Source organism: Microbacterium enclense (genome assembly GCA_038182865.1).
Classification (GTDB): domain Bacteria; phylum Actinomycetota; class Actinomycetes; order Actinomycetales; family Microbacteriaceae; genus Microbacterium; species Microbacterium enclense_B.
In genome coordinates this window covers 2,385,401-2,410,401 of sequence record CP116226.1, presented here as the reverse complement: position 1 = coordinate 2,410,401, position 25,001 = coordinate 2,385,401, and the positions used below count along the sequence as shown (strand labels likewise).

At 70.5% G+C, this 25,001-nt stretch carries 26 protein-coding genes; 11 read left to right on the top strand and 15 right to left on the bottom strand.

The window, feature by feature from the left end; all coding sequences use genetic code 11:
• The first annotated feature begins 84 nt into the window (after positions 1-84).
• The 4 genes from PIR02_11280 (at position 85) to PIR02_11265 (ending at position 3,315) form a co-directional block, all read left to right on the top strand.
• Positions 85-1,017, top strand: a complete 933-nt coding sequence (locus tag PIR02_11280) for a helix-turn-helix domain-containing protein (GenBank protein WZH35359.1) — start codon at positions 85-87, stop codon at positions 1,015-1,017.
• A 112-nt stretch (positions 1,018-1,129) separates the two neighbouring features.
• Positions 1,130-1,456, top strand: a complete 327-nt coding sequence (locus tag PIR02_11275) for an ATP-dependent DNA ligase (protein WZH35358.1) — start codon at positions 1,130-1,132, stop codon at positions 1,454-1,456.
• Between the two features lie 87 nt (positions 1,457-1,543).
• Entirely contained in the window at positions 1,544-2,752 is a 1,209-nt protein-coding gene (locus tag PIR02_11270) for an FAD/NAD(P)-binding oxidoreductase (protein WZH35357.1), read from the top strand.
• Between the two features lie 110 nt (positions 2,753-2,862).
• Positions 2,863-3,315 carry an SRPBCC family protein gene (locus PIR02_11265; protein WZH35356.1) on the top strand — a complete coding sequence of 151 codons (453 nt, stop codon included), beginning with the start codon at positions 2,863-2,865 and terminating at the stop codon, positions 3,313-3,315.
• 65 nt (positions 3,316-3,380) lie between these two features.
• Here PIR02_11265 and PIR02_11260 read toward each other — a convergent pair whose 3' ends face one another.
• Together PIR02_11260 and PIR02_11255 are read right to left on the bottom strand one after the other, a co-directional pair.
• Positions 3,381-4,373: an aldo/keto reductase gene (locus PIR02_11260; GenBank protein ID WZH35355.1), complete on the bottom strand. Its 993-nt coding sequence runs from the start codon at positions 4,371-4,373 to the stop codon at positions 3,381-3,383.
• Between the two features lie 85 nt (positions 4,374-4,458).
• Positions 4,459-4,941, bottom strand: a complete 483-nt coding sequence (locus tag PIR02_11255; GenBank protein ID WZH35354.1) for a 2'-5' RNA ligase family protein — start codon at positions 4,939-4,941, stop codon at positions 4,459-4,461.
• 101 nt (positions 4,942-5,042) lie between these two features.
• Here PIR02_11255 and PIR02_11250 point away from each other — a divergent pair, with 101 nt between their 5' ends.
• Together PIR02_11250 and PIR02_11245 are read left to right on the top strand one after the other, a co-directional pair.
• Positions 5,043-5,516, top strand: coding sequence for a hypothetical protein (locus PIR02_11250; GenBank protein WZH35353.1), 474 nt, complete (start codon positions 5,043-5,045; stop codon positions 5,514-5,516).
• 65 nt (positions 5,517-5,581) lie between these two features.
• Positions 5,582-5,995 (top strand): GNAT family N-acetyltransferase, encoded by a 414-nt coding sequence (locus PIR02_11245; GenBank protein WZH35352.1) that lies wholly within the window; start codon positions 5,582-5,584, stop codon positions 5,993-5,995.
• 31 nt (positions 5,996-6,026) lie between these two features.
• Here PIR02_11245 and PIR02_11240 read toward each other — a convergent pair whose 3' ends face one another.
• The 6 genes from PIR02_11240 to PIR02_11215 form a co-directional block, all read right to left on the bottom strand.
• Positions 6,027-7,589 (bottom strand): PepSY-associated TM helix domain-containing protein, encoded by a 1,563-nt coding sequence (locus tag PIR02_11240; GenBank protein ID WZH35351.1) that lies wholly within the window; start codon positions 7,587-7,589, stop codon positions 6,027-6,029.
• A complete protein-coding gene (locus tag PIR02_11235) occupies positions 7,586-8,797 on the bottom strand; it encodes a Dyp-type peroxidase (protein ID WZH35350.1) in 1,212 nt (403 codons plus the stop codon). The genes PIR02_11240 and PIR02_11235 overlap by 4 nt, the downstream gene beginning before the upstream one ends.
• Complete coding sequence (locus tag PIR02_11230; GenBank protein ID WZH35349.1) at positions 8,797-9,315, bottom strand: copper chaperone PCu(A)C; 519 nt, start codon at positions 9,313-9,315, stop codon at positions 8,797-8,799. Before PIR02_11230 ends, PIR02_11235 begins: the two co-directional genes overlap by 1 nt.
• Complete coding sequence (locus PIR02_11225; protein ID WZH35348.1) at positions 9,312-9,875, bottom strand: copper resistance protein CopC; 564 nt, start codon at positions 9,873-9,875, stop codon at positions 9,312-9,314. Before PIR02_11225 ends, PIR02_11230 begins: the two co-directional genes overlap by 4 nt.
• A 268-nt stretch (positions 9,876-10,143) precedes the next feature.
• Positions 10,144-10,749 (bottom strand): hypothetical protein, encoded by a 606-nt coding sequence (locus tag PIR02_11220; GenBank protein ID WZH35347.1) that lies wholly within the window; start codon positions 10,747-10,749, stop codon positions 10,144-10,146.
• 33 nt (positions 10,750-10,782) lie between these two features.
• Complete coding sequence (locus tag PIR02_11215) at positions 10,783-11,574, bottom strand: hypothetical protein (GenBank protein WZH35346.1); 792 nt, start codon at positions 11,572-11,574, stop codon at positions 10,783-10,785.
• Between the two features lie 86 nt (positions 11,575-11,660).
• Between PIR02_11215 and PIR02_11210 the strand changes: the two genes are divergently transcribed.
• Positions 11,661-12,665 (top strand): DUF1731 domain-containing protein, encoded by a 1,005-nt coding sequence (locus PIR02_11210; protein WZH35345.1) that lies wholly within the window; start codon positions 11,661-11,663, stop codon positions 12,663-12,665.
• Positions 12,666-12,709: 44 nt separating this feature from the next.
• Here the strand turns inward: PIR02_11210 and PIR02_11205 are convergent, their stop codons facing one another.
• Positions 12,710-12,868 (bottom strand): hypothetical protein, encoded by a 159-nt coding sequence (locus PIR02_11205; GenBank protein ID WZH35344.1) that lies wholly within the window; start codon positions 12,866-12,868, stop codon positions 12,710-12,712.
• A gap of 135 nt (positions 12,869-13,003) precedes the next feature.
• Between PIR02_11205 and PIR02_11200 the strand changes: the two genes are divergently transcribed.
• A complete protein-coding gene (locus PIR02_11200) occupies positions 13,004-13,264 on the top strand; it encodes a hypothetical protein (GenBank protein ID WZH35343.1) in 261 nt (86 codons plus the stop codon).
• A 4-nt stretch (positions 13,265-13,268) separates the two neighbouring features.
• On the opposite strand, the gene PIR02_11195 is transcribed toward PIR02_11200, so the two are convergent.
• Positions 13,269-14,198: a helix-turn-helix domain-containing protein gene (locus PIR02_11195; GenBank protein WZH35342.1), complete on the bottom strand. Its 930-nt coding sequence runs from the start codon at positions 14,196-14,198 to the stop codon at positions 13,269-13,271.
• A gap of 112 nt (positions 14,199-14,310) precedes the next feature.
• On the opposite strand from PIR02_11195, the gene PIR02_11190 reads away from it, so the two are divergent.
• The gene (locus PIR02_11190) at positions 14,311-14,772 is read left to right on the top strand and encodes a GNAT family N-acetyltransferase (protein WZH35341.1); all 462 of its coding nucleotides are present in this window, start codon (positions 14,311-14,313) and stop codon (positions 14,770-14,772) included.
• A gap of 206 nt (positions 14,773-14,978) precedes the next feature.
• Here the strand turns inward: PIR02_11190 and PIR02_11185 are convergent, their stop codons facing one another.
• The 3 genes from PIR02_11185 to PIR02_11175 form a co-directional block, all read right to left on the bottom strand.
• Entirely contained in the window at positions 14,979-15,872 is an 894-nt protein-coding gene (locus tag PIR02_11185) for an SDR family oxidoreductase (protein WZH35340.1), read from the bottom strand.
• Positions 15,873-15,918: 46 nt separating this feature from the next.
• Positions 15,919-17,727, bottom strand: a complete 1,809-nt coding sequence (locus PIR02_11180) for a glycoside hydrolase family 15 protein (GenBank protein ID WZH35339.1) — start codon at positions 17,725-17,727, stop codon at positions 15,919-15,921.
• Positions 17,728-17,789: 62 nt separating this feature from the next.
• Entirely contained in the window at positions 17,790-19,469 is a 1,680-nt protein-coding gene (locus PIR02_11175) for a LuxR C-terminal-related transcriptional regulator (GenBank protein WZH35338.1), read from the bottom strand.
• Positions 19,470-19,671: 202 nt separating this feature from the next.
• On the opposite strand from PIR02_11175, the gene PIR02_11170 reads away from it, so the two are divergent.
• Positions 19,672-20,232: a DNA starvation/stationary phase protection protein gene (locus PIR02_11170; protein WZH35337.1), complete on the top strand. Its 561-nt coding sequence runs from the start codon at positions 19,672-19,674 to the stop codon at positions 20,230-20,232.
• A gap of 387 nt (positions 20,233-20,619) precedes the next feature.
• Positions 20,620-21,537 carry a hypothetical protein gene (locus PIR02_11165; protein WZH35336.1) on the top strand — a complete coding sequence of 306 codons (918 nt, stop codon included), beginning with the start codon at positions 20,620-20,622 and terminating at the stop codon, positions 21,535-21,537.
• Here PIR02_11165 and PIR02_11160 read toward each other — a convergent pair.
• Positions 21,434-24,115 carry a DUF3516 domain-containing protein gene (locus PIR02_11160; GenBank protein WZH35335.1) on the bottom strand — a complete coding sequence of 894 codons (2,682 nt, stop codon included), beginning with the start codon at positions 24,113-24,115 and terminating at the stop codon, positions 21,434-21,436. The genes PIR02_11165 and PIR02_11160 overlap by 104 nt on opposite strands.
• An 87-nt stretch (positions 24,116-24,202) precedes the next feature.
• A complete protein-coding gene (locus tag PIR02_11155; GenBank protein ID WZH35334.1) occupies positions 24,203-24,970 on the bottom strand; it encodes a hypothetical protein in 768 nt (255 codons plus the stop codon).
• Between the last annotated feature and the right edge of the window lie 31 nt (positions 24,971-25,001).

Here is a 25,001-nt window from a genome sequence, read left to right as displayed (position 1 = left end):
TCCGACGCCGATCGGACGGTCACGGGCGCGTGGTCGGGATCAAGATAGGGATGCCGCGCCCCCCAGCGGCGGAAAGGAAGACCGATGGGCCAGGTCCTCACCGTTCAGAGCGAAGGAGTCGACGACGTCGAACGGACGTGGCGGCGCTTCGTCCCGAGCGCGCGCCTCGAGCGCGCCGACCCCCGCCGCGTGCGCTTCTCGTGGGCGTCGATCGAACTGCCTTCCCTCATCGTCGTGTCGTGGGATCTCGCCGCCTCGGTGCGCGCCTCCATCCACATGCGGGATCAGCTCATGGCCTGCCGGATGGCGGGGCCCCACGTGCGACTCGACCACGACGGCGCTCCGCTCGACCCGACACGGCCGTGGATCGGTGCCGACGCGACCGTCGAAGCACGGTGGGCGAGCACCGCTCGCGTCCGCGCGTTCGTCTTCGATCGGACGCACGCCGAGCAGATCGCCCGCGTCTCCTCGGGCGACGACAATCTCCGCCTCGGGGGGAGCGATTCCCCCTCCCCCGACCAGGAACGCTCCGCGCAGTGGGAACGCAGTTTCGCCTACGTCTCCTCCTCGCTCGCGGCGGCGCACGACGAGCCCCTCGTCGCGGCCGAACTGCAGCGCCATGCCCTCCTCAGCACTCTCGCGGCCTTCAGCGACACCTACCGCGACTCCGTCGGCCGAGCCACTCAGCGCCGGGCCGCACCCCGGACCGTGCGTCGCGCGGTCGCCTACATCGAGGCGCACGCCCGGGAGGCCGTCACGCTCGACGACGTCGCGGCCGCGGCCGGAATCTCCACGCGCGGTCTGCAGCATGCGTTCCGGCGAGCCCTCGACACCACGCCGTCGGAGTACCTGCGTCGCGTCCGCCTGGCCGGCGCCCGCGAGGAGCTGCTGACCGAGGCCGCCGTGTCCGTGCGCGACGTGGCCCGTCGCTGGGGCTTCACGAGTGCGTCGCGCTTCGCGCGGTACTACCGGGAAAACTACGGGGAAAACCCGGCCCAGACGGCGCGAAGGTTCTGAAAGTCGTACGCAAAGCGGTCCCCGGCGGCGCGAGCCGTTCCGCTTCCCTCTCCGATGACGACTTCGATTGCACAGTGGCAACAGCGGACATCGGGTCCGCGGGGAGGGATACGTGGGCAAGTTCATCTACGAGGGCGGAGTCCGCAACGAGTTCGAGGACCGCCTGTTGGCGCACCTCCACGTTGTGATCGGCAACAAGCTCCGCCGCGGCGAGCCGTTCTACTTCGCGTGGAAAGACGACGTGAGCACGGGCGGCGGGCGGACATCGGTGTGGTTGCATCCGCGGGCGAACCTCGTGTTCAAGTTCAACGGCGGTCGTCCGCCGACGCTGAACCGCGCCTGGCTCGAGGCTCTGATGTCGACGGCGAACGCCCCGACCGGCCTCTACGTGGTCCCCGAGCCCGCCGAAGAGAGCGTCGCCCCGTCGCCGTACGCCTGAGATCCGGTCACGGGGCACCACTCGCGCCATGCCGATGAGGCTGTCAAGCCGGTGGCGTGGCCGGTCCTCGTGGCGTTGCGTGAGGTCATGACGACTTCCCGCCACCCGAAACCATCCCGCATTCTCGTGATCGGCGGTGGCAACGCCGGTCTGTCGGTGGCCGGTCGTCTTCGCCGCGCCGGAGTCGGAGACGTCACGGTCATCGAGCCGCGCACCCTGCACGTCTTCGCCCCCCTCCAGTCGCACATCGCCGGCGGGGCCACCCGGGCGTCCGAGGCCGCCCGTCTCCAGGCCGACGTCATCCCTCCGGGGGTGCGGTGGCTGCGCGACGAGGTGTTCACGGTGGATGCCGAGACCCGCCGCGTGCACCTCGTCTCGGGCGGGCACGCCGACTACGACCAGCTGATCGTCTGCGCCGGGATGCGTATGGCGTGGGAGCAGGTGCCGGGCCTCCCGGAAGCGATGGCCGCGCCCTCCGGTGTCTCGAACTACGACTACCTCCTCGCCGCCAAAGCCTCGACGGTGCTCCGCGACCTGCGCTCCGGCACGGTCGTGTTCACGCAGCCGCCGGAACCGGCGTCGTGCGGGGCCGCCGCGCAGAAGCCGATGTACCTGGCGTGCGACTGGTGGCGGGCGATCGGCGTGCGCGACGACATCCGCGTCGTCTTCGTCGCCCCCGACCCCGTGCCGTTCGGCATCCCGGCGATCGACCGCGAGCTGCAGCGAAAGCTCGACGAGTACGGCATCGAGGTGCGGTACAGCCGGGAGCTGCGGTCGGTGGATGCCGAGGCCCGCACGATCACGATCGGCCACGGCGAGGCGGAGGAGGTGCTCGACTACGACGTCCTCCACGCCGTCCCGCCACAACGCGCGCCGGAGTGGATCGCGGGCAGCGGGCTCGCGGCATCCGATGATCCCTACGGCTTCGTCGACGTCGATCCCGAAACCCTGCAGCACGTGCGGTACCCCGAGATCTGGGCGGTCGGCGACGCCGCGGCCGTCGCCACACGGCGCTCGGGCGGCGCCATCCGCCGGCAGGCGAAGGCGCTCGTGGCGAACCTCCGCGCGGTGGTGGCGGGAAGGGCGCCGACTCAGAAGTACGACGGCTACAGCGTCGTACCGTTCACCGTGTCGCGCGGGACCGTCGTCTTCGCGGAGTTCGACCGCTGGGGCCGCCTTCAGCCGACGGTGCCGTTCTGGCGTTCGCTGTACCGGGAGCGGGGGCTGTCGTGGATCGCCGACCGCCGCGTGCTGCCCTGGGTGTACTGGCACCTGATCCTGCGCGGCCGGGCCTGAAGCCCTGGCCTATAGGGCACGATCGCCGATCCCTCAACCCCGGGGGCACCTCGACGAGGTCGCGCGAAGACTTGGGGGTAGCCCCGGAAACCACACGAAAAGAGGACACCATGGCTCAGGTCATCGAAACCATCGACGTCAACGTTCCCGTCCGCGTCGCCTACAACCAGTGGACGCAGTTCGAGGAGTTTCCCCACTTCATGAGCTTCGTCGAGTCGATCACCCAGAAGACCGACACGCTCACGCACTGGAAGGTGAAGATCGCCGGTGCAGAGCGGGAGTTCGACGCCGAGATCACCGAGCAGCACCCCGACGAGCGTGTCGCGTGGAACAGCATCGGTGGCGACGAGAACCACGCGGGCGTGGTGACGTTCCACCGTCTGTCCGACGACGAGACGCGCGTCACCGTGCAGATCGACTGGGAGCCGACGGGTCTGCTCGAGAAGGCCGGTGCCGTGTTCGGCGCCGACGACCACTCGGTGAAGAAGGATCTCGCGAACTTCAAGGAGTACATCGAGTCGCGTGGCGCCGAGTCGGGCGCCTGGCGCGGCGACGTCAGCTGAGGTTCACCTCGACCGAAAGCCGGGCCCGTCCACGATGGACGGGCCCGGCTTTCATCAGCTGCGGATCACCACTGCGGGTGGATCTCCGCCCGCAAGCGTCGGTCGTAGACGTCACGCACGAGCACGTCGAAGGCGTCGAGATCGAAGCCTCCGTCGAGCAGCTCGCCCGCCTGGGCGTTGGCCGTCGCCTGTGCCACCGACCGGGCTCCCGGGATGACGGAGGTGACGCCCTCGCGCGAGGCGATCCACGCCAGCGTCGCGGCCGGAAGCGTCACGCCCTCCGGCAAAGAGTCCTTGAGTTCGTCGGCGGCGGCCACGCCCTCCTCGAACGGGACGCCGGAGAACGTCTCGCCCTTGTCGAAGGCCTCGCCGTTGCGGTTGTAGGTGCGGTGGTCGTTCTCGTCGAACGTCGTCGCCCGGGTGTACTTCCCTGACAGCAGGCCACTTGCAAGCGGTACCCGCGCGAACACGGCGACGTTCTTCTCGGCCGCGAGGGGCAGCACCTCGTCGAGGGGCTTGAGGCGGAACGGGTTGAAGATGATCTGCAGGTTGGTGAGGTTCGCCCGCTTCAGCGCCGACAGGGCTTGATCCATCGTCTCGACCGAGGCGCCGTAGGCGGCGATCACCCCCTCCGTCACGAGCTGATCGAGGGCGTCCCACGTGGCGTCGTCGTCGATGACCGCCGACGGCGGGCAGTGCAGCTGCACGAGGTCGAGCGTGTCGGTGTCGAGCAGACGCCGCGAGCGATCGAGCCACCCGCGGAAGTTCTCCAGCACGTAGTTCTCGGGCACCTGGTCTTCACGGCGGCCCATCTTGGTCGCCACGGTGATGCCCGCGGCATCCGTGCTCTTGAGGAAGGCGCCGATGATCTGTTCGGACCGTCCGTCGCCGTAGACGTCGGCGGTGTCGAAGAGCGTGACCCCGGCGTCGACCGAGGCCGCCAGCACGGCGCGAGCGTCGCTCTCGCTGACCTCACCCCAGTCGGCACCGAGTTGCCAGGTGCCGAGGCCGATCGCCGAGACCTCGCGGCCGGTACGGGACAGGGAGCGTTGCTGCATGGAGTTTCCTTTCGACGCTGTCATCGAGCCTAGCCAGCACCTCAGACATCGGGGCCGACGGATGCCGCGGCCCGGCAGGACCAGGTCAGCCGATGTCGCGGGCGCCCACGAGCTCCACCTCGGGACCGTCGATCCGCGCGACACCGATACGCGTGGACCGAAGAGTCTGTCCCTCGACGACCGTGATCTCGCGGGTCAGCGTGACGTGAGGACGATAGCCATCGCGCCAGTGCGCTGGCGCGTCCGCAGCGAACCCCGGCAGGCCCGCGAGACGGTCGGCGAGGATCGCGTGCGTGCGCTCGGCTCCCGCCGATTCCACGAGCCGTACCGGTATGTCCCGCCGGGGCCCGAACATCGCCGTACCCGTCGCGCGGAACGTCAGGGCATGATCGGCGACGACACCATGTCGCAGGAGGTCCACGAGAGTCTCCGACGACACCTCCGCCTGGAAGTTCGAGGCCAAGGTCACGTGCGCCGGCCAGGCGCTACGCGCGATTCGGTCACCTACCGCCAGCGGAGCCAGAAGGGCGACGACGCAGAACCGTTCGATCGAGGGAGTCGACGTCATCCGAGAATCCTGCCATCGCGCGCCCGGCGCGGCACGTCAAGCCCGTCTCGGGTGGCGGTCGCCGCACCTAGCGTGGCCGCACACCCCACGGAAGGACTCTCATGAGCATCCCCACCCCCGATCATCTGCCCGGCCGCGACCACGACGACACCGTGGCGGACTCCGACGGTCTGACCGCCGAGGTCCCCGCGGGCGGGGCAGGAGCCGACAGCGGCGCGGTCGCCGCGACGGAGATCGACTCCGACGACGAGGCGCGCGTACAGAACGTCTCGAGCCAGAACGACCTCCCGGGCGTCGGCACCCGTTCGGCCGATGGCGGCGTGGAACGCGGCACCGACGACGCTCGCGGTGGCAGCGGCTCGACCTCGCGACACATCGAAGACACGGCGCGCCCGGAGCACGACGCGTCCGAGGCCGACCACCGCACCCCCGCGTCTCCCCCGCCCGCCGACAACGGCCCCGAGCCCCACGTCGACAGCGATGACCCGATCGCGAAGTATCAGCCGGGCGTGGGCCGCGACTCCGCAGCGTCGAGCCGCATCGCGCAGAACCTCCCCGATCCCGACGACGCCTGACCGTGCGGCGGGGCGGCCGTGGTTCCCGCCTCGCCTCACGGCACGTCATGCGCGACAGTGGACGCATGGACGATCTCCGCCTCGAAGCCCTCGCTCCCACGCTCGAGGACTACCTCGAGCTCCGTCGCGCCTCGGGTCTCACCCCCAAGCGCCTCGACCAGGGCGCGCCCGCGCTGATCAACAGCTGGGCCTGGCGGCGCATCGTCGATGCCGGGGGCCGGGCCGTCGCGATGGGCCGGGTCATCGGCGACGGCGGGTGGTACTTCCTCGTGGCCGATATGGCGACCCTCCCCGGTTTCCAACGTCGCGGGCTCGGCCGCAGGATCCTCGAGGACCTTCTCGCGGAGATCCGCGCGAAGGCCCCCGAGGGCGCCTATGTGACGCTGTTGGCCGACCCGCCGGGGCAGGCGCTGTACCGCAGTCTGGGCTTCATGGAACCGTCGAACGGGTCGGTCACGATGCACCAGCTCCTGACCTGACGGGCGGCGGGGCACCGCTCCCGCCGGACCGTCACCCCGTGCCCCGCTGAAGCCGTGTCCGCCGTCGGCTCCCCCAGCCCCACAGCACATCGAGCACGACGAAGACCGCGAGCGTGTAGCCCACCAGCGGCAGCACCAGTCCGATCACGACCGCGGCGGCGAGGACGGCCCCGGTCCCCCACCACGGCGCATCCCGTAAGGCGCCGCGAGCGGGAGCCGCGGCGAGCCCCCGTGTGGGGCGCCGCTTCCACCACATCGCGTACCCGAGTACGACCAGGACCGCGATCGCGATCGCGATCGCGAAGAGCACCAGTTGGTTCGCCAGGCCGAACATCGTGCCCATGTGCAGGTCGATCCCCCAGCGCGAGAGTTTCGCGAGCAGCGGGAAGGTCGCGAAGTCCACGCGGTCCACCACCTGCATGCTCGCGCCGTCGATCGCGACGGCATCCACCTCGGTCGGGAAGCTCCGGTGGATCTCCTGCACCACCCAGGCCGTGCCGGGGGCGCTCGGTGGTCGGATCTCGACATCACCGGTGTTGACGTTGACCCGTTTCGCGATCGCGAGCATCGCGTCGAAGGTCGGCGGGTTCGCCGCTCCCGTGGGTGCGCCGGGAACAGCCCCGCCGTGTTCCGCATGGTCGCCGCCGGGCGCGGAGGCACCGTCGAGCGAGGTGTCCAGCGCCGGAGTGCCCCCGCCGATCGCCGCACGCAGGTCGGTGACGTTCTCCCCGGCGAACGTCGACCAGGTGATGCCGGTGGCCGACAGGAACAGCGCCCCGAGCACCACCCACACACCGACCGCGGAGTGCCAGCCCGACAGACGCCGGTAGCCGCGGTGCGCGCGGTTCGGGCGGAGCAGGTCACGGCGTCCGCGCCGCTGGCGCACGAACCGTCCGATCCACAGCCCTGCCCCCGCGAGGGCGACGATTCCGAGCCAGGATGCCGCGAGCTCGCTGTACCACCGGCCGGGAGCCCCGAGATGCAGCGAGCGGTGCAGGTCGCTGATCCAGTGCCGCAGCGGCAGAGCACCGCTGGTGCCGTAGGCGGGCAGGTCCCCGCGGATCTCGGTGGTGACGGGATCGACGAAGATCGCCCGGGTCGTGCTCTCCCCCAGGGAGTCGTCCGCGAACATGACGCGGGTGGTGTCACCGGGGGCGGGCGCCGGTCGTACGGCGACGGGCGACGCCCCCGATCCGACGTAGGCCTCGGCTGCCTCGATCTGGTTCGCCAGCGGCATCCCGGCGAGCGTCGACGTCGCCGACAGCTCGGGGGCGTACATGACCTTCTCGAGCGTGGGCGTGAGCGCGTACAACGCCCCGCTCAGCGCGGCGACGAGGATGAATGGCCCGACCAGCAGGCCCGCGAAGAAGTGGAGTCGCCGCAGCAACGCGGTGAACCACCCCTTCCGGGGGATCCCGGATGCCGCGCCCCCGGCGCCCCGAACGGTCTGCGCGTCCTGCGCACTCGGAGGCAGCGGTCGATCGCTGCGGGTTTTGTGGGCGCCCGGGGAGGCGGGGGCCGCGCCCGCGCGGGCGCGGTCGGTCCCGGGAGGACCCCCCTCACCGCGAGCGCCACCGGAATGCGTCGTCGTCATGACAGGATCCCCTCTCCGATGAAGCCGCCGTCGTCGCACCCCGGGGGCACGGCGAACACCGCAGACCCGATCGGGGTCGTCCATCTGTTCAACAGGTCGAGCTCGTCGAGTCGGCGCTGAAGAGGAACGAACTGCCGGTCGATGTCGGCCTGGAACGATACGAACAGCAGGCCCGCGTCGCTGACCTGCCCCGCTGCCGGGCTTCCGTCGTAGTTGTACCCGCGGCGGAAGATGCGCTCCGCGGGGTCGTCGGACCGAGAGCGTCGCACGTGCGAGAACTCCGGGATCACGGGGAAGCCGATGGCATCCTTCGCCGCGAAGTCGGGCTCGTCGAACTCCTCGGTGCCGGTGAGCGGGGCGCCGGTCGCCTGGAACCGTCCGACGGCCTGATCACGCCCGGGGCGATCGAGGTGGTCCCAGGTGTCGAGGTCCATCGCGATCCGCCGCACCACCAGACCGGTTCCCCCGGCGAGCCAGCCTTCGCGGGCCCAGACGACCTCATCGAACGCCGTCGTGCCCGGCACGGGGTTGGCTGTGCCGTCCACCTGCCCGAAGAGATTGCGCATGGTCGTCCCGGGGCGCTCGGTGCCATAGGCGCGACGAAACCCCTGCTGGACCCAGCGCGGGGAGGCGAAGGCCCGCGCGTCCTTCAACAGCATGCGCGCGGCGTGCGCGACGGTGACCGGGTCGTCGGCGGCGACCTGGAGAAGGAGGTCGCCGTCGCCGAACTCCGGGCGGAGACGGTCGATCGAGAACGCCGGCAGCGGCCGCAACCACGACGGGGCGACGGCTCCCGCGCGAGCGACGAGCCCGGGGCCGAACCCGAAGGTGATCGTCAGACGAGCGGGCGCGGTGGCGAGTTCCGGTTCCGTGTCGGCCAGGGCAGCTTCTCCCCGGGTGAGACGGGCAGCGTCGTCGGTGAGCGTGCGCAGGAGACGCCGGAGCCCGTCCCGATCCACATCGCCGAGCAGGTCGAGCGCGATGAGCGACACGTGCGACTGGGCGTCGGTGTCGATACCGGCCTGGTGAGCCCCATAGAAGGGGACCGTCGCCTCCCCGTTCATGGGGGTGGAGGCAGAGGCATCCTGGGCCCGCGCCGAGACGGCCGCGTCGATGCCGATCGCGGCGACCGCCCCGACACCGGCGACCGCTCCCCCGAGGAGGAACGTCCGTCGACTCGCCCCGCGTGGTGCGTCACGAACAGACATCAGTGCCCCCTGTCCATGTCGCCCGAACCACCCTCGTAGTTCTCGTTCGCGCCGGCGAACTCCTTGATCGGCGCGGTGATCTCCGCGGTCGAGGCGTCGGAGAAGGTGAGGGTGATCGTCGTCTCGTCTCCCGCGCGCAGGGGGCTGGTGACGTCCATGAACATCAGGTGGTTCCCGCCCGGGGCGAGGTCGATGGAGCCGTGCGCGGGGATGACGAATCCTCCCTCGACCTCCCGCATGACCATCTGGCCGGCTTCGTTCGGCACGGTCTCGTGCAGCTGCATCGACGACGTGGCGGGGCTCGTCGCCGACACCACCGTGAGGTCGCTGTCGCCGGTGTTGGTCAGTTCGCCGAAGCCCGCGGTCATGGCGTCATCGGCGGCTTTCACCCAGACGTCGGTACTGGCGAACGACGCGGACTGAACGGCCGGAGTGGGCGCTGAAGTGCCGGCGCACCCCGAGAGAGCGAGGGCGGTGGCGACGGCGAGAGCGCCGAAGCGCGAGGAGCGGGTGTTCATGAGGAGGCCTTTCCGGACTGTCGGCCGCGCGCGGCGCGGCGGACGAGAGAAACGAGGACGAGGACGACGAGGGCGATGCCCGCGCCGAGGGCGCCGATCACGACGGCGCGCGGAACACCCGGGCCGTCCGAGGTCGGAACGGAGGACGCGGCGGGACTCCCCGAGGCGGGTGCCCGCTCGAGAGGAGCCGCGTCACCCACGGTGAACGGGATCACCCCCGAAATGGGATGCCCGTCGCTGGAGACGACGCGCCAGCGCACCTCGTACCCCGCGTCGGGCATCCCCTCCACGAGGGGGACGGTGACCGTCCCCGAGGAGACGACGGGGTCTGCAGCGGCCCAGTCACCCCCGTCGGCGTCGGCGACGATGACCTCCGAGCCGACGTCGAGCACGTCAGCGGAGAAGGTCAGGGTGATCTCATCGGGAGCGGAGGGCAGACGCTCACCGTCGGCCGGTGAACTGGAGAGAAGGTCGTCGTGGGCGGAGGCCGGGACCACCGACGTCAGAACGACGACGGCGGCAACGACCCATCCGGCCGCGACGGTACGGAAACGGATCATGGAATTCTTCCTCTCGGCGTCGACACCCGCGAACGGGCGGTCGACGTCGTCGCGTGGCACGCCGAGACGGACGGGGCGGGGCAGCGTGGGGCGCTGTCCGCACCCGTCACGGCTGACGCGGCACGACGGACACGGGCGTCCCGGAGGACGCGAATCCCGCCGCACGGAGCGCAGCGGGACGGTCAGCGGCCCGGCTCCCCCCGCGTGGCGTCAGAAGAACCGGATGCCGACGACCGAACGCCCCGCGACGAGTCGGGCGGGGCGAGCGTCAGAGGGCGCTGAGAGGGGGACCGCGCCGCCGAGCGGTCCCCGCCAACAGCACCGAGACGGGTCGCACCTCGGCGACGATCTCGGCGATGACGCGTCGCGCGGGCGCGGGACCGGGCGCGACGGTGAAGATGCGCACCCGCACGCGCAGCCAGGCGCCGAGGCGAGCGGTGAGTTCGCGGAGGTGGGTGACGGTCCGCTCACCGCGATGCAGGACGACGGTGGTCACCGCGGCGGCGACGACGTGCCAGAACCACATCGTGGCATCCGGGGCGATCATGACCGCGGACGCGCCCGGCTCGAGGGCCGGCATCGCCACGGCACCGTGCACGTGCCCGGACGCGCCGGGTTCGTAGCTGCCGAGCACGAACAGCGTGTGGAAGAGCGCTTGGCTCAGCGCCACCGCGATGCTCAGACGGATCGCCGACAGGCGACGGCCCGCGAGCGCCGTGCAGGCGACGAACGACAGGGCGAGCGGCACGAGGATCCCCGCCGCGCCCGGCAACGCTCCGCCGCCGGTCACGTGCGAGAGCAGGGCGACGAAGGTCGCCACGGCGGCAGCCACGGCACCGCGCGCAACACGCGTTCCCCGCTCCTGCCGTCGCATGGATCCCATTGTGTCAGGCCTCGGCGCCGCGCCTCATCGGACGAACAGCGCCAGGGCGATGCCGAGCACCGCCACGGCGGCGACCACCGACCCGTAGAAGAGGAGGGCCTTCCGACGACCGCCCTTCCAGGGCCGGTCCGTCATGGGGAGGACGACCGGGGCCCCGGATGCCACAGCGCTCGCGCCATCGGCCCTCTCGACCGCCTCACGCACAGCCGCCACCACCCCGAGGGTCCGCCGCCACACGCGCGGATCACCCACGGCGAGCTGGCGCGGGCTGTAGAGGAAGAGCCATCCATCGATGATCTCGAGATCGAACGGCAGGTCGGCCTGATCGAGGAGGGCGAGGATGTCGGGATGCAGGATGCCACGTGCCCACGCGGTCGCGCGAGGATCGACGTACACGTGCGTCTCTCCGCCGAAGGCCAGTGGCGCCATCGCCGTCGGGGTGGCCGGGAGGAGCCGCGTGGCGCGCGCGCTCGCGGTCTCCACCAGCAGCGCGGGCGCCGGCGCTGACAAGCGGACGGCCGCATAGCCCCACCCGGAACTCATGACGTTGAGGTCGATGCTGTACAGGAAGACGGCATTGCCGATCTCGATCTGCGGCTCTCCGGGGAAACGGACCACACGCCCCGCGGCCTGCATATGACGAGGGGTGCCCGCCTCATCACGGAAGATCACCCCGGGCAGAGGCTGCCCCACGGTGAGCGGCCAGAACTGCGCGCCGTTCGCCTCGGCGAACAGCCGGACGGCCTCGGACTCCTCGCGGTCGCCATAGCCGTCTTCGAGCGCGAGAAGAGGGCCGACGTCGAGCGGTTGGTCCATACGTCTCATTCTGTCGGCGCGCCGCCCCTAGGCTGAATCCCTGTCGGCGCGCCGCCCCTAGGCTGAATCCGAGCCAGGAGGATGCCGTGACCAGACGCCGTGTCGTCATCGCCGGAGCGAGCGGATTCGTCGGTCAGGCGGTGGCTGCAGCGTTCCGCGACGACGGTTACACCGTCGACACGATCGGCCGCACCGGCACGGCGACCTGGGGCGACCAGCGGAGCATCGACCGTCTCGTCGACAGAGCCGAGGTGCTCGTCAACCTCGCCGGGAAGATCGTCTCGTGCCGCTACACCGACACGGCGCGCGACGAGATCCTCCGATCGCGGGTTGAGACGACGCGTGCGCTGCACCGCGCCGTCCGCCGCGCCGAGACGCCTCCGCGCGTGTGGTTCAACGCCTCGACCGCGACCATCTACCGCCACGAGACCGAGCGCGGGAACGATGAGCGCGACGGTGTCATCGGCGACGGGTTCTCGGTCGATGTCGCCACGAGCTGGGAGAGGGCGTTCTTCGACGGCGAGCTGCCGGCGACCCGTCGCGTGGCTCTGCGCATGGCGATCGTTCTGGGCGACGGACCCGCGACGCGGATGCTCTTCGCCCTCGGGCGCCTCGGACTCGGCGGCCCGCAGATCGACAGCTGGTGGTTCCCGCACCGGCGGTACCGCGGGATCGGCTCGCATCCGACGGGCGCGGTGTGGTCGAGCTGGCATCGGACGTCGGGTCGGCAGCGCTTCAGCTGGATCCACATCGACGACGTCGTGGCATCCGTTCTCTTCCTCCGCGACCGGGACGACGTGGAGGGTCCGGTGAATCTGTCGGCGCCCGGAGTGAGCGACAACCTGACGCTGATGCGGCATGTTCGGCGGGTCGCACGACGGCGGGTCGGGCTTCCGGCTTTCCGGTGGATGCTCGACCCGGCGATGGCCGTGCTGCGCAACGAGCCCGAACTGGTCCTGAGGAGCCGATGGGCGGTGCCCGGGGTGCTCACCGACGCGGGATTCGTCTTCCGGCATGAGGAGCTGGGCGCGGCGCTCGATGCGGTGGCGGAACGGCACGCTCCGCGCGCCCGCGACCTCTTCTCAGCCTGACGTCTCGCCCCGCCCGGCCGAAGCGCGAGCGGGGCGACGACGCGTCAGGCGTTTCGGCGGATGAAGCGCATCAGGGCGGCGATCACACCCACGATGAGGATGACGATGCCGATCCAGAGAAGGAACTTCACGGCCTCGACGAAGACGCCGAGGAACAGAAGGACGAGTCCGACGATGATGAGGATGATGGCGAGTGCTGGCATGTGTCCATGCTGGCCCGCCCCTCACGCCCGACGCCCGGCCTTGACACGGCAGCGATCGAGAGTTCCTGTCAAGGCCGCGCACCGGGCCAACACGAGGGCTAGCGTCGGAGACATCACGACGGCGGGAGACCAACGATGAACGAACGCGAGACCACGGGCGCCGGAACCGGTCCGGACGAGGGCGAGTACACCGACGTGCAGCTCTCCGACGGAACCGTCGACCACGGCAGTGCCGACCAGCCGGGCGAGTACGTCGACCGTGAGAACGCCGACGGGTCGGAGTCACGTCCCCGCGCCGACGAGGCCGGCGCCTACACCGATGTCGAGCTGCCCACGGGCGAGGAGACCCGGGAAGACCTCGAGAATCCCGGCGAGTACACCGACCGAGATCGCTGAGACCTCAGCGGTCGAGGGTCACCTGCGGATGCACGCGGTAGGCATCGCGGTAGGCCTCGATGAAGACCTCGCAGGCCGCGAACCCCCACCGCGCAGCGACCTGCTTCACCGAGGCCCGTGCCGGATCCGCCGCGACGAGATCGGCGTGCGCCGCACTCAGGCGCGCGACGGCGAGGTAGGCCTCGGGGGTCAGGGCCAGCTGGCCGTTGGCCGCGAATGCGCGCCGCAGGCCTCCGGTCGAGGTTCCGACGGCACGAGCGGCATCGTCCACCGTGATCGGGAGGGACGCGTGATCGTCGAACCAGCTCGTGGCCGCGGCGTAGACGGCCGCCTGCTCGATCGCCGACGCGCGGCGCTCCCGGGGGTCGCCCGCGAGGGCGAACGCCTCGAGTGTCGCCGCCGCGAGGGAGCGATGCACCTGCGCCCGCACGAGCGGTTCCGCCATCACCGGTCGTTGGGTCAGCGCCCATCGCAGCGTGGCCAACCAGTACTCGCGCATGCGCCGCGACACCGGGGCGGACCCCTCGAACCGCACGGCGAGTGCCTCATCGCCGTAGATCGTTCGCGCCGTCTCGGTGAGGTGCGGAGCGTCGAAGGCGACCAGCTGCAGGCGCGTCGACTCGGGCCGCCCGATGAGCTCGTGACCGGGCTGCACGATGCCCGGTTCGACGCTGTACTCCCCCGCCTCCGAGCCGATGCTCCAGGCGTACCCGGGGGTCGAGGTCGCGACGAAGAAGCGGTCCGCTTCGTACACCACCTCGGCCCGGCACTGCCAGTCGAGGCGACGGAGCGAGAACACGGCATCCCCGACGGCATGCTCGGCGAACGAGGCGTCGTCGGCCTGGACGTCGACGCGCCCGTACTGCGCCTGCAGCCAGGCGAGCGTGTCGGCGACGTCGCTGGTGCGGACGCGCGTGTCGAAGAAGTCGTTCATAGCGGGCGGCCCCGCGTGACGTCAGGGACGATGGTCCAGTGTAATTAAACCCACCCGCCTCGAGCGCCGCCGTCGCGGCGAAAATCGTTCACCTCGACCCGAAGGACCGATCATGACGAGTTCCCCCACCCTTCGCCCGATCACCCCGGATGACGCCGGCGAAGTGCTCACGATCCAGCGCGCGGCCTTCGCCAGCGAGGCGCTGATCTACGGCGACCCCGACATGCCGCCGCTCACGCAGACCCTCGACGAGCTGCGCGCGGAACTGGTCGAGAACCTCGGCTGCGTGGCGGTGACGGGTCACCGCATCGTGGGCGCCGTGCGTGCCCGCCGAGACCGCGACCTCCTGCTCATCGGGCGACTCGCGATCGCCCCGGACCAGCAGGGCGAGGGCCTCGGGACCCAGCTGCTCGCCGCCGTCGAAGAGCGCGGGCGAGACGACGGCGCGACCGAGGCCGAACTCTTCACGGGAGGACTCAGCGAGGCCAACCAGCGCCTCTACGAGCGCGAGGGGTACCGTCGCACCGAGACCACGGCGGACGGCGAGATCTTCTACCGCAAGTCCCTCGTCTGAGCGCTGGCCTCGACAGGCTCAGCCACCCCTCCAGCGCTGCGGGTTCCTGAGCCCGTCGAAGGGACCGGGCGCGTCGACACCTCGCCCACCCCACCCCGCGACCCAGGTCCCTGAGCCCGCCGACGGGACCGGGCGCGTCGACACCCTCAGCCACCGCCGAAAAAGGGCCGCCGCCCTATCCGGACGACGGCCCTCTCACACCGTGCTCACGGAGTCGGCATACCGCCGTTGACGTTGAGCGTCTCGCCGATGACGTAGCTCGACTCCGCCGACGCGAGGTAGACGAACGCCGGGGCGAGCTCGGCCGGCTGACCCATGCGCCCGAGCGGGGTCTCCTCACCGAACTCGTCGACCTTCTCGTCGGGCTGGCCGTCGGTCACCTGGAGCGGCGTCCAGATCGGGCCGGGGGCCACCGCGTTCACGCGGATGCCCTTCGGCGCGAGCTGCTGGCCGAGCGCCTTGGTGAAGGTGTTGATCGTCGCCTTCGTCGAGGCGTAGTCGACGAGGATCGGCGCCGGCGAGTACGCCTGGATCGACGTGGTGTTGATGATCGTCGAGCCGGGCTTCAGGTGCGGCACCGCCTCTTTGCAGATCCAGAACATCGCATAGACGTTGGTCTTGAACGTGTCGTCGAACTGCTCGTCGCTCAGCGTCGTGACGTCTTCGTTGAAGATCTGCTTGCCGCCGTTGTTGACGACGATGTCGAGGCCGCCGAGTCCCTCGACCGCCTCCTTCACGAGCGTGCGGGCGTACTCGCGCTCGCGGAGGTCACCCGGGATCTGCACGACGGTCGCGCCGGCGTCGCGGAGGATTCCGGCGATCCGGTCGGCATCCACCTGCTCCTCGGGCAGGTACGACATCGCGATCGAGGCTCCCTCGCGGGCGAAGGCGATCGCGGTCGCGGCACCGATGCCCGAGTCGGCGCCGGTGATCAGTGCCTTGCGGCCCGTCAAGCGGTCGCTGCCGACGTAGGTGTCCTCGCCGAGGGCGGCCTTGGGGGTGAGCTTCGCATCCAGGCCGGGCTCCGGCTGGTCCTGCGCCTGCGGCTCGATGTCGGCGTAGAGCTTCGTGGGATCGGTGAAGGTGTACTGCGTACTCATGGCGAGTCCTTTCATGGGGGGTCGGATGCCGGGAACCCGGCGGAGGTCAGCGGTCGCCGAGCTCGTCGGCGTCCACGACATCGCGGATGACGAGGGCGGCGTTGATGAGTGCGAGGTGGCTGAGGGCCTGGGGAAGATTCCCCCAGAAGGCGCCGTCGGACTCGGCGATCATCTCCGCGTACATGCCAACGTCGTTCGCCTGCTCAACGAGGGCGTCCATCGCCTCGATCGCTTCCGCATGACGGCCGACGCAGGCCAAGGCCGTGGCCCGCCAGAAGGCGCACGCGACGAACGTCTGCTCCTCCTGGTCCATGCCCGTGTACCGGTAGACGAGGTGGTTCTCGGTGGTGAGGCGGTCGGTGAGGGCGTCCAGGGTCTTCGACATCCGCTCGCCCCGGTCGAAACCGGTCGGCGCGTGCAGAAGCACCGACGCATCCAGATCGTCGCTGCCCGGCGCGATCGTGTAGGCCTCGAGCTTCTCGGACCAGCAGTGCTCCTCGACCCAGCGGTGGATGCGGTCGCGCTCGGCGCGCCAGCGATCGCCGTTGTCGGGGATGTGTCCTCCGTCGGCGAGCCATTGCGCATCGTCGAGCGCCTTCCAGCACCCCATCTTCGACGAGGTGTAGTGGCGCAGTTCCGGGAGCTCCCACATGCCCGAGTCCTCGCGCCGCCACAGGTCGCACGTGCGGTCGGCGACGTCGGCGAGAAGGCGGCCGGTCTGGATGTCGAGGCGGTTGCCTGCCTCGACGTACGTGCGGCACAGCGCGATGAGGTCGCCGTAGACGCCGAGCTGCAACTGCCCCTGCGCGGGGTTGCCGGTGACGACCGGCTGACTGCCGTTCCACCCCGGCACCTCGTGCTTCTCGAGTCCGATCTCCGCGTCCCCGTCGAGCGTGTACATCACCTGCACCTCGGGACCGTTGCGGCGGATCGTGCGCAGCAGCCACGAGATGGCGGCGTGCGTCTCCTCCCGCAGGCCGAAGCCGACCCACGCGTGCGCGGTGTACGCGAGATCGCGCACCCAGGCGAAGCGGTAGTCCCAGTTCTTCCCGCCCCGGGGGCTCTCGGGCAACGACGTCGTCGCCGCCGCCGCGATCGCGCCGGTGGGACTGAACAGCAGGAGTTTGAGCGCGAGCGCGCTGCGCTGGACATCCTCGGCCCACGGGCCGTCGTACGAGAACTCCTCCGACCACATCGACCACCCGTCGATGGTGCGATCGATCCCGCGATCGACGTTCTGCGCGTGAGGCACCCTCAGCGGCTCCCCCTCGGTCGCGGCAATCACCAGGAGATGACGCGATCCCTTCGAGGTGGTGAAGCCTCCCTCGATGCTCTCGCTCCCGGCGTCCGGTTCGCCTCGAACGCCGTGCTCGTGACCGACCACGGCGAGGGAGACGTGCCCGATGCGCATGATCGAGAAGCCGTCGATGCGCTCGGTCCAGGGGGCGGCCGAACGCAACATGGTGCCGGGCTGAACGCACCAGGCGAACTCGACCTCGCCCTTCACTCCCTCGACGCGGCGGGCGAGCTCGGCCCACGGCAGTCGTCCCGCGATGCCGGTGACCATCGCGTCGGTGAGGGTGGCGACGCCGGTCGGCGTGGTGAAAGTGGTCTCGAGGACGTTGGTGTGGGCGATGTAGCGGCGCGAGACCTCGTACTCGCCGACCGGGGCGAGCTCGATGCATCCGCCGGCTGTCTCGTCCACGAGCCGGGCGAAGACGGGACGGGAGTGGATGTTCGGCAGGGGCAGCCAATCGATCGATCCGTCGCGACCGATCAGCGCCACTGTGCGCCCGTCGCCGATCGCGGCGTAGTCGCGGAGCGGCCGAGACGGCGGAGGCGGGGTTGTGAGCACGGCCCCACGCTAGGAATGCCATCTCGACATGGGGGCGGGGTTGTCGATTGCGGCGGGAACGGCTACGGACGCGGGTCAGGACCGGCCGCCGCGAGACCGGCGACACCCGCCCGGGAGCGCAGCCCCAGGCGACGGAGGATCTCCGAGACGTGGTTCTCGACCGTCTTGTCACGCAGCGAGAGGGCGCGGGCGATCTCGGCGTTGCGCAGGCCGCGGGCGATGAGTCCGGCGATCTCACGCTGCCGCGGGGTGAGCGAGACGAGAGCGGATGCCGACCCGCGCGCGGCCAGGGCGGCGACTTCCGCGCGCGAGCGGGCGCCGGTGATGCGCAGCAGGTCCGAGACGTGCGTCTGGACCGTGCGGGCCGAGAGGAAGAGCACCTGCGCGATCGCGGTGTTGCTGTGCCCCTCGGCGACGAGCGCGACGACCTCCCGCTGTCGCGCCGTCATCACCGCCGTCCCGGCGACGAGGCCGGGGTCGCGGTGCTGAAGCGTCCGCCACCGCTGGGCGGCGTACCGACGCAGCGATTCGTTGCCGGTCGCGTCGGCTTCCCTCGCGATGCTCTCGAACATCCGTGCCGCGTCCGCCGGGGTCGCGGCGATCAACGCGTCGGCTTCGAGCACGCGCCCGCGGAGCACCTCGGTGGCCGCCCCCGCACGCTGGTCCAGCAGGATCGCGGCCGAGGCCAGGTCCTGCGCGTGATCGTCGAGACCGTCCGATCGTGCCATCGCTCCCCGCGCCCGCGTCACCGCCGAGGCCGCCACGGGAAAGCGCTGGAGCGCGGTTGCGCGAGTGACGATGACCGCGGCGCCGTAGCGGTCACCGCGGTCCAAGGCCGCTTCGACGAGAACTTCCGAGATGAACGCCCGATCCCAGATCTTGCAATGCCGGAGGTCGGGCCCGGCCGCCGCCACGAGAAGCGCCGCGGCGCGCTGCACCTGCCCCAGCGCTCTCAGTGCCCATCCGACGTAGATGCAGGATCCGACCGACAGGTAGTTGACGTCGCGGCGTGCGCGCTGCAGCACGACGTCGGCCAGCGCGGTGGCGCGGTCCCGGTCGGCGGCGAGCGCGGCGCCGTAACAGCCGATGGCGAGGAGCACGAGGTGCACCCGAGGCGGAACGTCAGCCGCGCGAGCGTGGATGCCGTCGTGGATGGCACGCACGAGAGCGGCCCGCCCATGAAACGCGCTGCTGCGAGCCCACAGCAGCTGGAAGGCAAGGGCGGCGCCGTCGATGGCGGCCTCCGGCGGCGCCCCCGGGGCGACCACCTGCCCGGGTTCGAGCCCGGCCTCGGAAATGAGGGTGTCGGCGATCTCGAAGGCGCCCGAACTGAGCGCCGCTTCCGCCGCCAGGTAACGCACGAGCAACGCCCCGCGGGCGCCGACCTCCGACGACACCGCCTCCGGCATGTCCAGGCGCCGTGTGCGCGCGTGCTGCGCTCCCGACATCGCGTCGGTCATCGCCACGGCGGCCGCGGCGAGACGATACTCGACCGATCCGCTCTCCCCCGCCGCGTGGAGCGCGAGGTCGGCGTGCCGGGCGGCGTCGTCGAAGCGGCAGGCGATCACCGCCGCCATCGATGAGGCGACGTGCCACACGGCTTTCGCCTCGGCGGATGTCGCCTGCTCCGCCCGGGCGTCGACGGTGCGCAGATACGCCCGCGCATCCCCCGCAAACACCGCGAGGAGCGTGTGCTCGGCGTCGTTCCACGCCCGATCGAGTTCGTCGACCTCGTCGCTCATGCGCTCGCGTCCCTCATCGACCGCCCCGGTCTGAACGCATGGTTCCACACCCTCTCGGTCGTTGTCGCCCCGTGAGGGCGTAATCCGCCGAAACCCCTATCCCGTGTCTCGATTACCTCGGCGGTGCGAGACACACAACCCCCGCCCTGCACCGCTGGTCACGATCTAACGTCGCTGATGACCGCGAGTGAAAGGAACGTGCATGTCCACGACCACCAAGGACACCCCGACCAAGAACCGTCGCCGCCCCGCGCGCGGCGGCAGCGGCCCCGAGACGACCGACGAGCAGAACGCCGAGAAGGGCTTCCAGGCGTCCGAGAAGCTGACCGACAGCCTGCAGGCGGTGCTGGTCGATCTGATCGAACTGTCGATCCAGGGCAAGCAGGCGCATTGGAACGTCGTCGGCAAGAACTTCCGCGACACCCACCTCCAGCTCGACGAGATCATCGACGCGGCCCGTGAGTTCAGTGACACCGTCGCCGAGCGCATGCGCTCGCTGCACGCGCTCCCCGACGGCCGCAGCGACACGATCGCCGAGACGACGACCTTGCCCGAGTTCCCCCAGGGCGAAGTCGACACGGCCGAGGTCGTCGACCTGATCACCGAGCGCATCGACGCCACCGTGGGCACCGTTCGCGACGTGCACGACGACGTCGACGACGAGGACCCCACGAGCGCCGACATCCTGCACTCCATCCTCGAGCGCCTCGAGCAGCTGTCGTGGATGGTCAGCGCCGAGAACCGCGTCGCACGCAAAGGCTGATCACGCAGGAGCACACGGGATGCCGGGGCCTCGGGGCCTCGGCATCCGTCGTTCGTCAGCGCGTTTCCGCAGCTCCGCGGATCAACCGCGTGCGATGAGAAACAGCGGGTGGGGGCCGTCGAGGCGGGTCACCGTCGTTCGTATGTCGGCGAGGGTTGCACCCACGGCGGTGCAGCGCTCGTCCGTGCGCGCTTCGACGCGCCCCGACTGTAGATCACGGCGCGGACTGCCGGCGGGAAGCTGCCGCGAGACGGTGCAGGAATTCACCCGATTGCTCTTCGTGTAGAAGGCAGCCGCCACGCGCCCCAGATCGCGGCGATGGCTCGGTGCGACGGATTCGCCGCGACCCTCCGATAGCGTCGGAGCATCGACCGAGACGGGGGACTCATGGACGATGACACCGACACGCGCCGCCGAACGCGTACTCCGTGGTTCGTGCTGCTGGGGGCGGCGGGAGGGGTGGCGGGCCTTTTGCCCTGGCTTCTGACCGGGCCATTCCTTCCGCTGCAGAACCTCGGCGAGGGGCAGGATGCCGCGAAGAACGGGCCCTTCGTGTTGCTGCCGTACAGCCAGTACGCGATCACGACGATCATCGTGCTGCTCGTCGTCGGGGGTGTCTTCGCCGGGATCATCGCCCGTGCGCGCGGGTCGCGTCCGGGTCTGATGCGCTCGTTCGCCGCGCTCGGCGGGCTCGCGATCGTGCAGGTCGTCGCGGTCGTGCAGACCCTGGCAACCACCCGTTCGGTCCTACAGGAGCGCGACGAGTCGGTGCTCTATCTGGTGCTGCTGACGATGGTGGCCGTGCTGGCCGCGCTGACGGCATGGGTCGCGTGCGTCCTCATCGCCGCCGCGCCGCGCGCCGGCGCGGGTCTGGGCCTCGTCGTGGGGGCCGCGGCGGGAGGGCCGTGGATCGCAGCTTTCCTCTTCCCGCTGTTCTCGTACACCTCTCCGCTCGAGGGCCTGCTGCCGGTGCTTCCGTACCTCGCGCCGGTGCTCATTGGACTCGCGATCGTGTGGACGGGCGTCTCGACGTTCGGGCGGGTGTTGACGGGCCTCGTGGGACTCGTGCTGGTGTGGCTGGTTCCGGCGCTCACGACGGCCATCTCCTCCGCCGCGGGCACCCGCGTGCTCGCTCGCGACCTGCCCGGCATGGCCGAATACGGTGCGCGGGTCTTCGTCTCGGCATCCACGATGCCGGAGATCATCGTGCCGCCACTGGTGGCCACGGTGGTGGTCGCCGTGGTCGGTCTGATCGTCCGCCGCGTGCTCGGGACGAGCCGACGAGCGCGCGCCACGGCCCGCTGACGCGGTCGCCGGCCCGGACAGCGCACCGGCTCTCCCGTCGCCCCCGTCTGAGCCGCAGCACCTCGGTGACCCGCACGATCGCCGTGCCCTCCTCCTCGGAGGCGGCGAGGTCGACCTCGGCACGAATGCGCCAGTCGTGGTCGGCTGCGGGGTCGTCGATGACCTGCTCGACGCGCCAGACGCCGTCCGACGCCGACGATTCGTCGATCTCCACCAGCGCGGAGGAGCGGGAAGCTCCCCCGGTGCCGATCGTGTCGTGCTCGTCGAAGTAGCTGTCGAGCACGCCGGGCCAGTCCACCTCGGGGTCGAGCTCGACGAGTTCGTCGTCGCGCTGCAGCGCAGCCAGCTGAACCCGCCGGAACATCTCGTTGCGCACGAGCACGACGAACGCGCGTCGGTTCGTGAGGATCGAGGGCGGCGCGGGCGGCACCACCGGGGCGTCGGGATCGTCGGCGGGGTTGATGAGCTGTTCCCACTCGTCGACCAGGCTCGAGTCGACCTGCCGCACGAGTTCGCCGAGCCACGCGATGAGGTCGAGCAGGTCGGGTGTCTGCGCGTCGGCCGGGACGGTCTGACGGATGGCGCGGTACGCGTCGCTGAGGTAGCGCAGCACCAGGCCCTCGCTGCGCGCGAGCTGGTACAGCGAGACGTACTCGCCGAACGAGCACGCCCGCTCGAACATGTCGCGCACGACCGACTTGGGCGACAGCTCGAAGTCGCGGATCCAGGGCTGACTCGACGCGAAGACCTCGTACGCCTGCGCGAGCAGCTCGTCGAGCGGCTTCGGCCACGTGATCTCCTCGAGCAGTTCCATGCGCTCGTCGTACTCGATGCCCTCGCGCTTCATCGCCGCGACCGCCTCGCCACGTGCGCGGAACTGCTGCTGCGACAGGATCGGCCGCGGGTCGTCGAGCGTCGCCTCGATGACGCTGACAACGTCGAGGGCATAGTGGCCCGTGCCGACCGACGACGCCGGGGGCGTGGCATCCGGTCCCCGGCCCAGCTCGACCTCCGGATCGAGCATCTCGATCGCGGCGAGCGCGAACGGCGACAGCGGCTGGTTGAGGGCGAAGTTCGGCTGGAGGTCGACGGTGAGGCGGATGCCATCGGCCCCCGCCTCGACGACTCCTGCCTGCACGAGGGTGCGGAAGATCGCGATCGCCCGGCGGGCCAGCTCGTACTGGCGAGCGCGGGGCTCGTGGTTGTCGAACACGAGCGAACGGACATTGCCGAAGACGTCCCCGCCGCGCGCGATGACGTTGATGAGCATGGCGGCACTCAGCTTCATCTGCGGTTGGAGGGGCTCGGGCTCGGCCGCGACGAGGCGGTCGTAGCTCTGCTCGGTCCAGTTGACGAAGCCCTGCGGCGCCTTCTTGCGCACGATCTTCTTCTGCTTCTTGAGGTCGTCGCCGGCCTTCAGGATCTGCGCGGCGTTCTCGATCTCGTGGTCGGGCGCCATGACGACGACGGTCCCGGCGGTGTCGTACCCGGCACGACCCGCGCGACCCGCGATCTGGTGGAACTCGCGCGCCGAGAGCTGGCGCATGCGCGTGCCGTCGTACTTGGTCAGCGCGGTCATGAGCACGGTGCGGATCGGCACGTTGATGCCGACGCCGAGAGTGTCGGTTCCGCAGATGACGCGGAGGAGCCCCCGCTGCGCGAGGGTCTCGACCAAGCGGCGGTACCGCGGCAGCATGCCCGCGTGGTGTACGCCGATGCCCGCGCGCACGTAGCGCGACAGCGTTTTGCCGAAGCCGGTCGTGAAGCGGAACCCGCCGATCGCCTCGGCGATCTCGTCGCGCTGCTCGCGGCCGACGATCCGGATAGACGACAGCGCCTGAGCGCGCTCCATGGCCGCGGCCTGCGAGAAGTGCACCACGTAGATCGGCGCCTGCTTGGTGTCGAGCAGCTCCTGCACTGTCTCGTGCACCGGCGTGCGGGCGTACTCGAAGTGCAGCGGCACGGGGCGCTCGACGCCGGTCACCCGCGCCGTGGGCCGACCGGTGCGACGCGAGAGATCGTCGGCGATGTCCTCGACGTCACCGAGGGTCGCCGACATGAGGATGAACTGCGCGCGGTTCAGCAGCAGCAGCGGCACCTGCCACGCCCAGCCGCGGTCGGCTTCGCCGTAGTAGTGGAACTCGTCCATGACGACCTGATCGACATCGGCGTCGGCGCCCTGGCGGAGGGCCAGGTTCGCGAGGATCTCGGCCGTGCAGCAGATGATCGGGGCGTCGGCGTTGACCGAGGAGTCGCCCGTGACCATCCCGACGTTCTCGGCACCGAAGATGTCGACCAACGCGAAGAACTTCTCGCTCACGAGCGCCTTGATCGGCGCCGTGTAGTACGTGCGGCCGCCCCGGGAGAGGGATGCCGCGTGCGCGGCGACCGCGACGAGCGACTTGCCCGTGCCGGTCGGGGTCGACAGGATAACGTTCGCGCCCGAGACGATCTCGATGACAGCCTCGTCCTGAGCGGGATACAGCGTCAGTCCGCGTTCGGAGGCCCACTCCACGAAGCCCAGGTACGCGGCATCCGGATCGCTGCCTGCGGGCACGTGCTCGAGGAGAGAGGGCATTGCTCCACCCTCTCATCCGGTGGGCGGGACGCGCCTTTCGACAGGCTCGGCTCGACGGGCTCGGCTCCGTCGGACGAACAGAGCCCCTCACCGCGCTGCCGTGAAAACTCCGACATTGTCCCCATCGAGGACGAACTGCACGGCGGTCCCCACCGGGTAACGGGTGCGGAAGGTCTCGGGGAACGACGGGGTCACGATGAACTCCACGGACGCCGGGAACGGTCCAGCCCCGCACGACCCCGTCCGCACCCCGCCGCTCACACGACCCGTATCCCCGTCGCGGAGCTCGTCGGTGTCGATGACGAGGAGGCAATCGGCGTTGTTGCCCTCGGAGTCGATCTGCGTCCTCCCCTGGAAGACGGTCAACCCGTAGTAGTCGGCGTACCCGCGGGTCTGAGACGGATCGAAGCCGAGATACCCGGCGGTACCGAGCTCGGCATCGGGATCGGCCGTGAGAGCGTCCGTCTGCGCGATCCCGGCGGTGCGATCGACAGCGGTGACGCTCACGCCGGCAGCGGTCGCCGCACTCGTCAGCGCCAGCGCCGCCGCGAGCCCGACGGCCGCGATCCAGACCCGCCGCCGCGAGCGGAGAAGAGGTGGCCGCTCCCCCGCGGGAGCTTCGAGGGTCTCCGCGTCCTCTTCGTCGTCCCCGGGCGACTCGTCGGCGACGCTCTCCCCCGCCGCCTGCCCGTCGAGGGGGCTTCGGACGACCATCGGCTGAGGGACGTGCGAACGCTCGAGATCTTCCAACTCGCGCAGACGCTGGACAGCTTCCGGGTCGGCTGCGATGTCGGCATCCGGGCCGTACGCTCGTGCGCGCAGGCGCTCGAGCTCGCTTCGTCGGTCCGCGTCCATCCTCTGCATCGTGCCACGCCCGGTATATGCG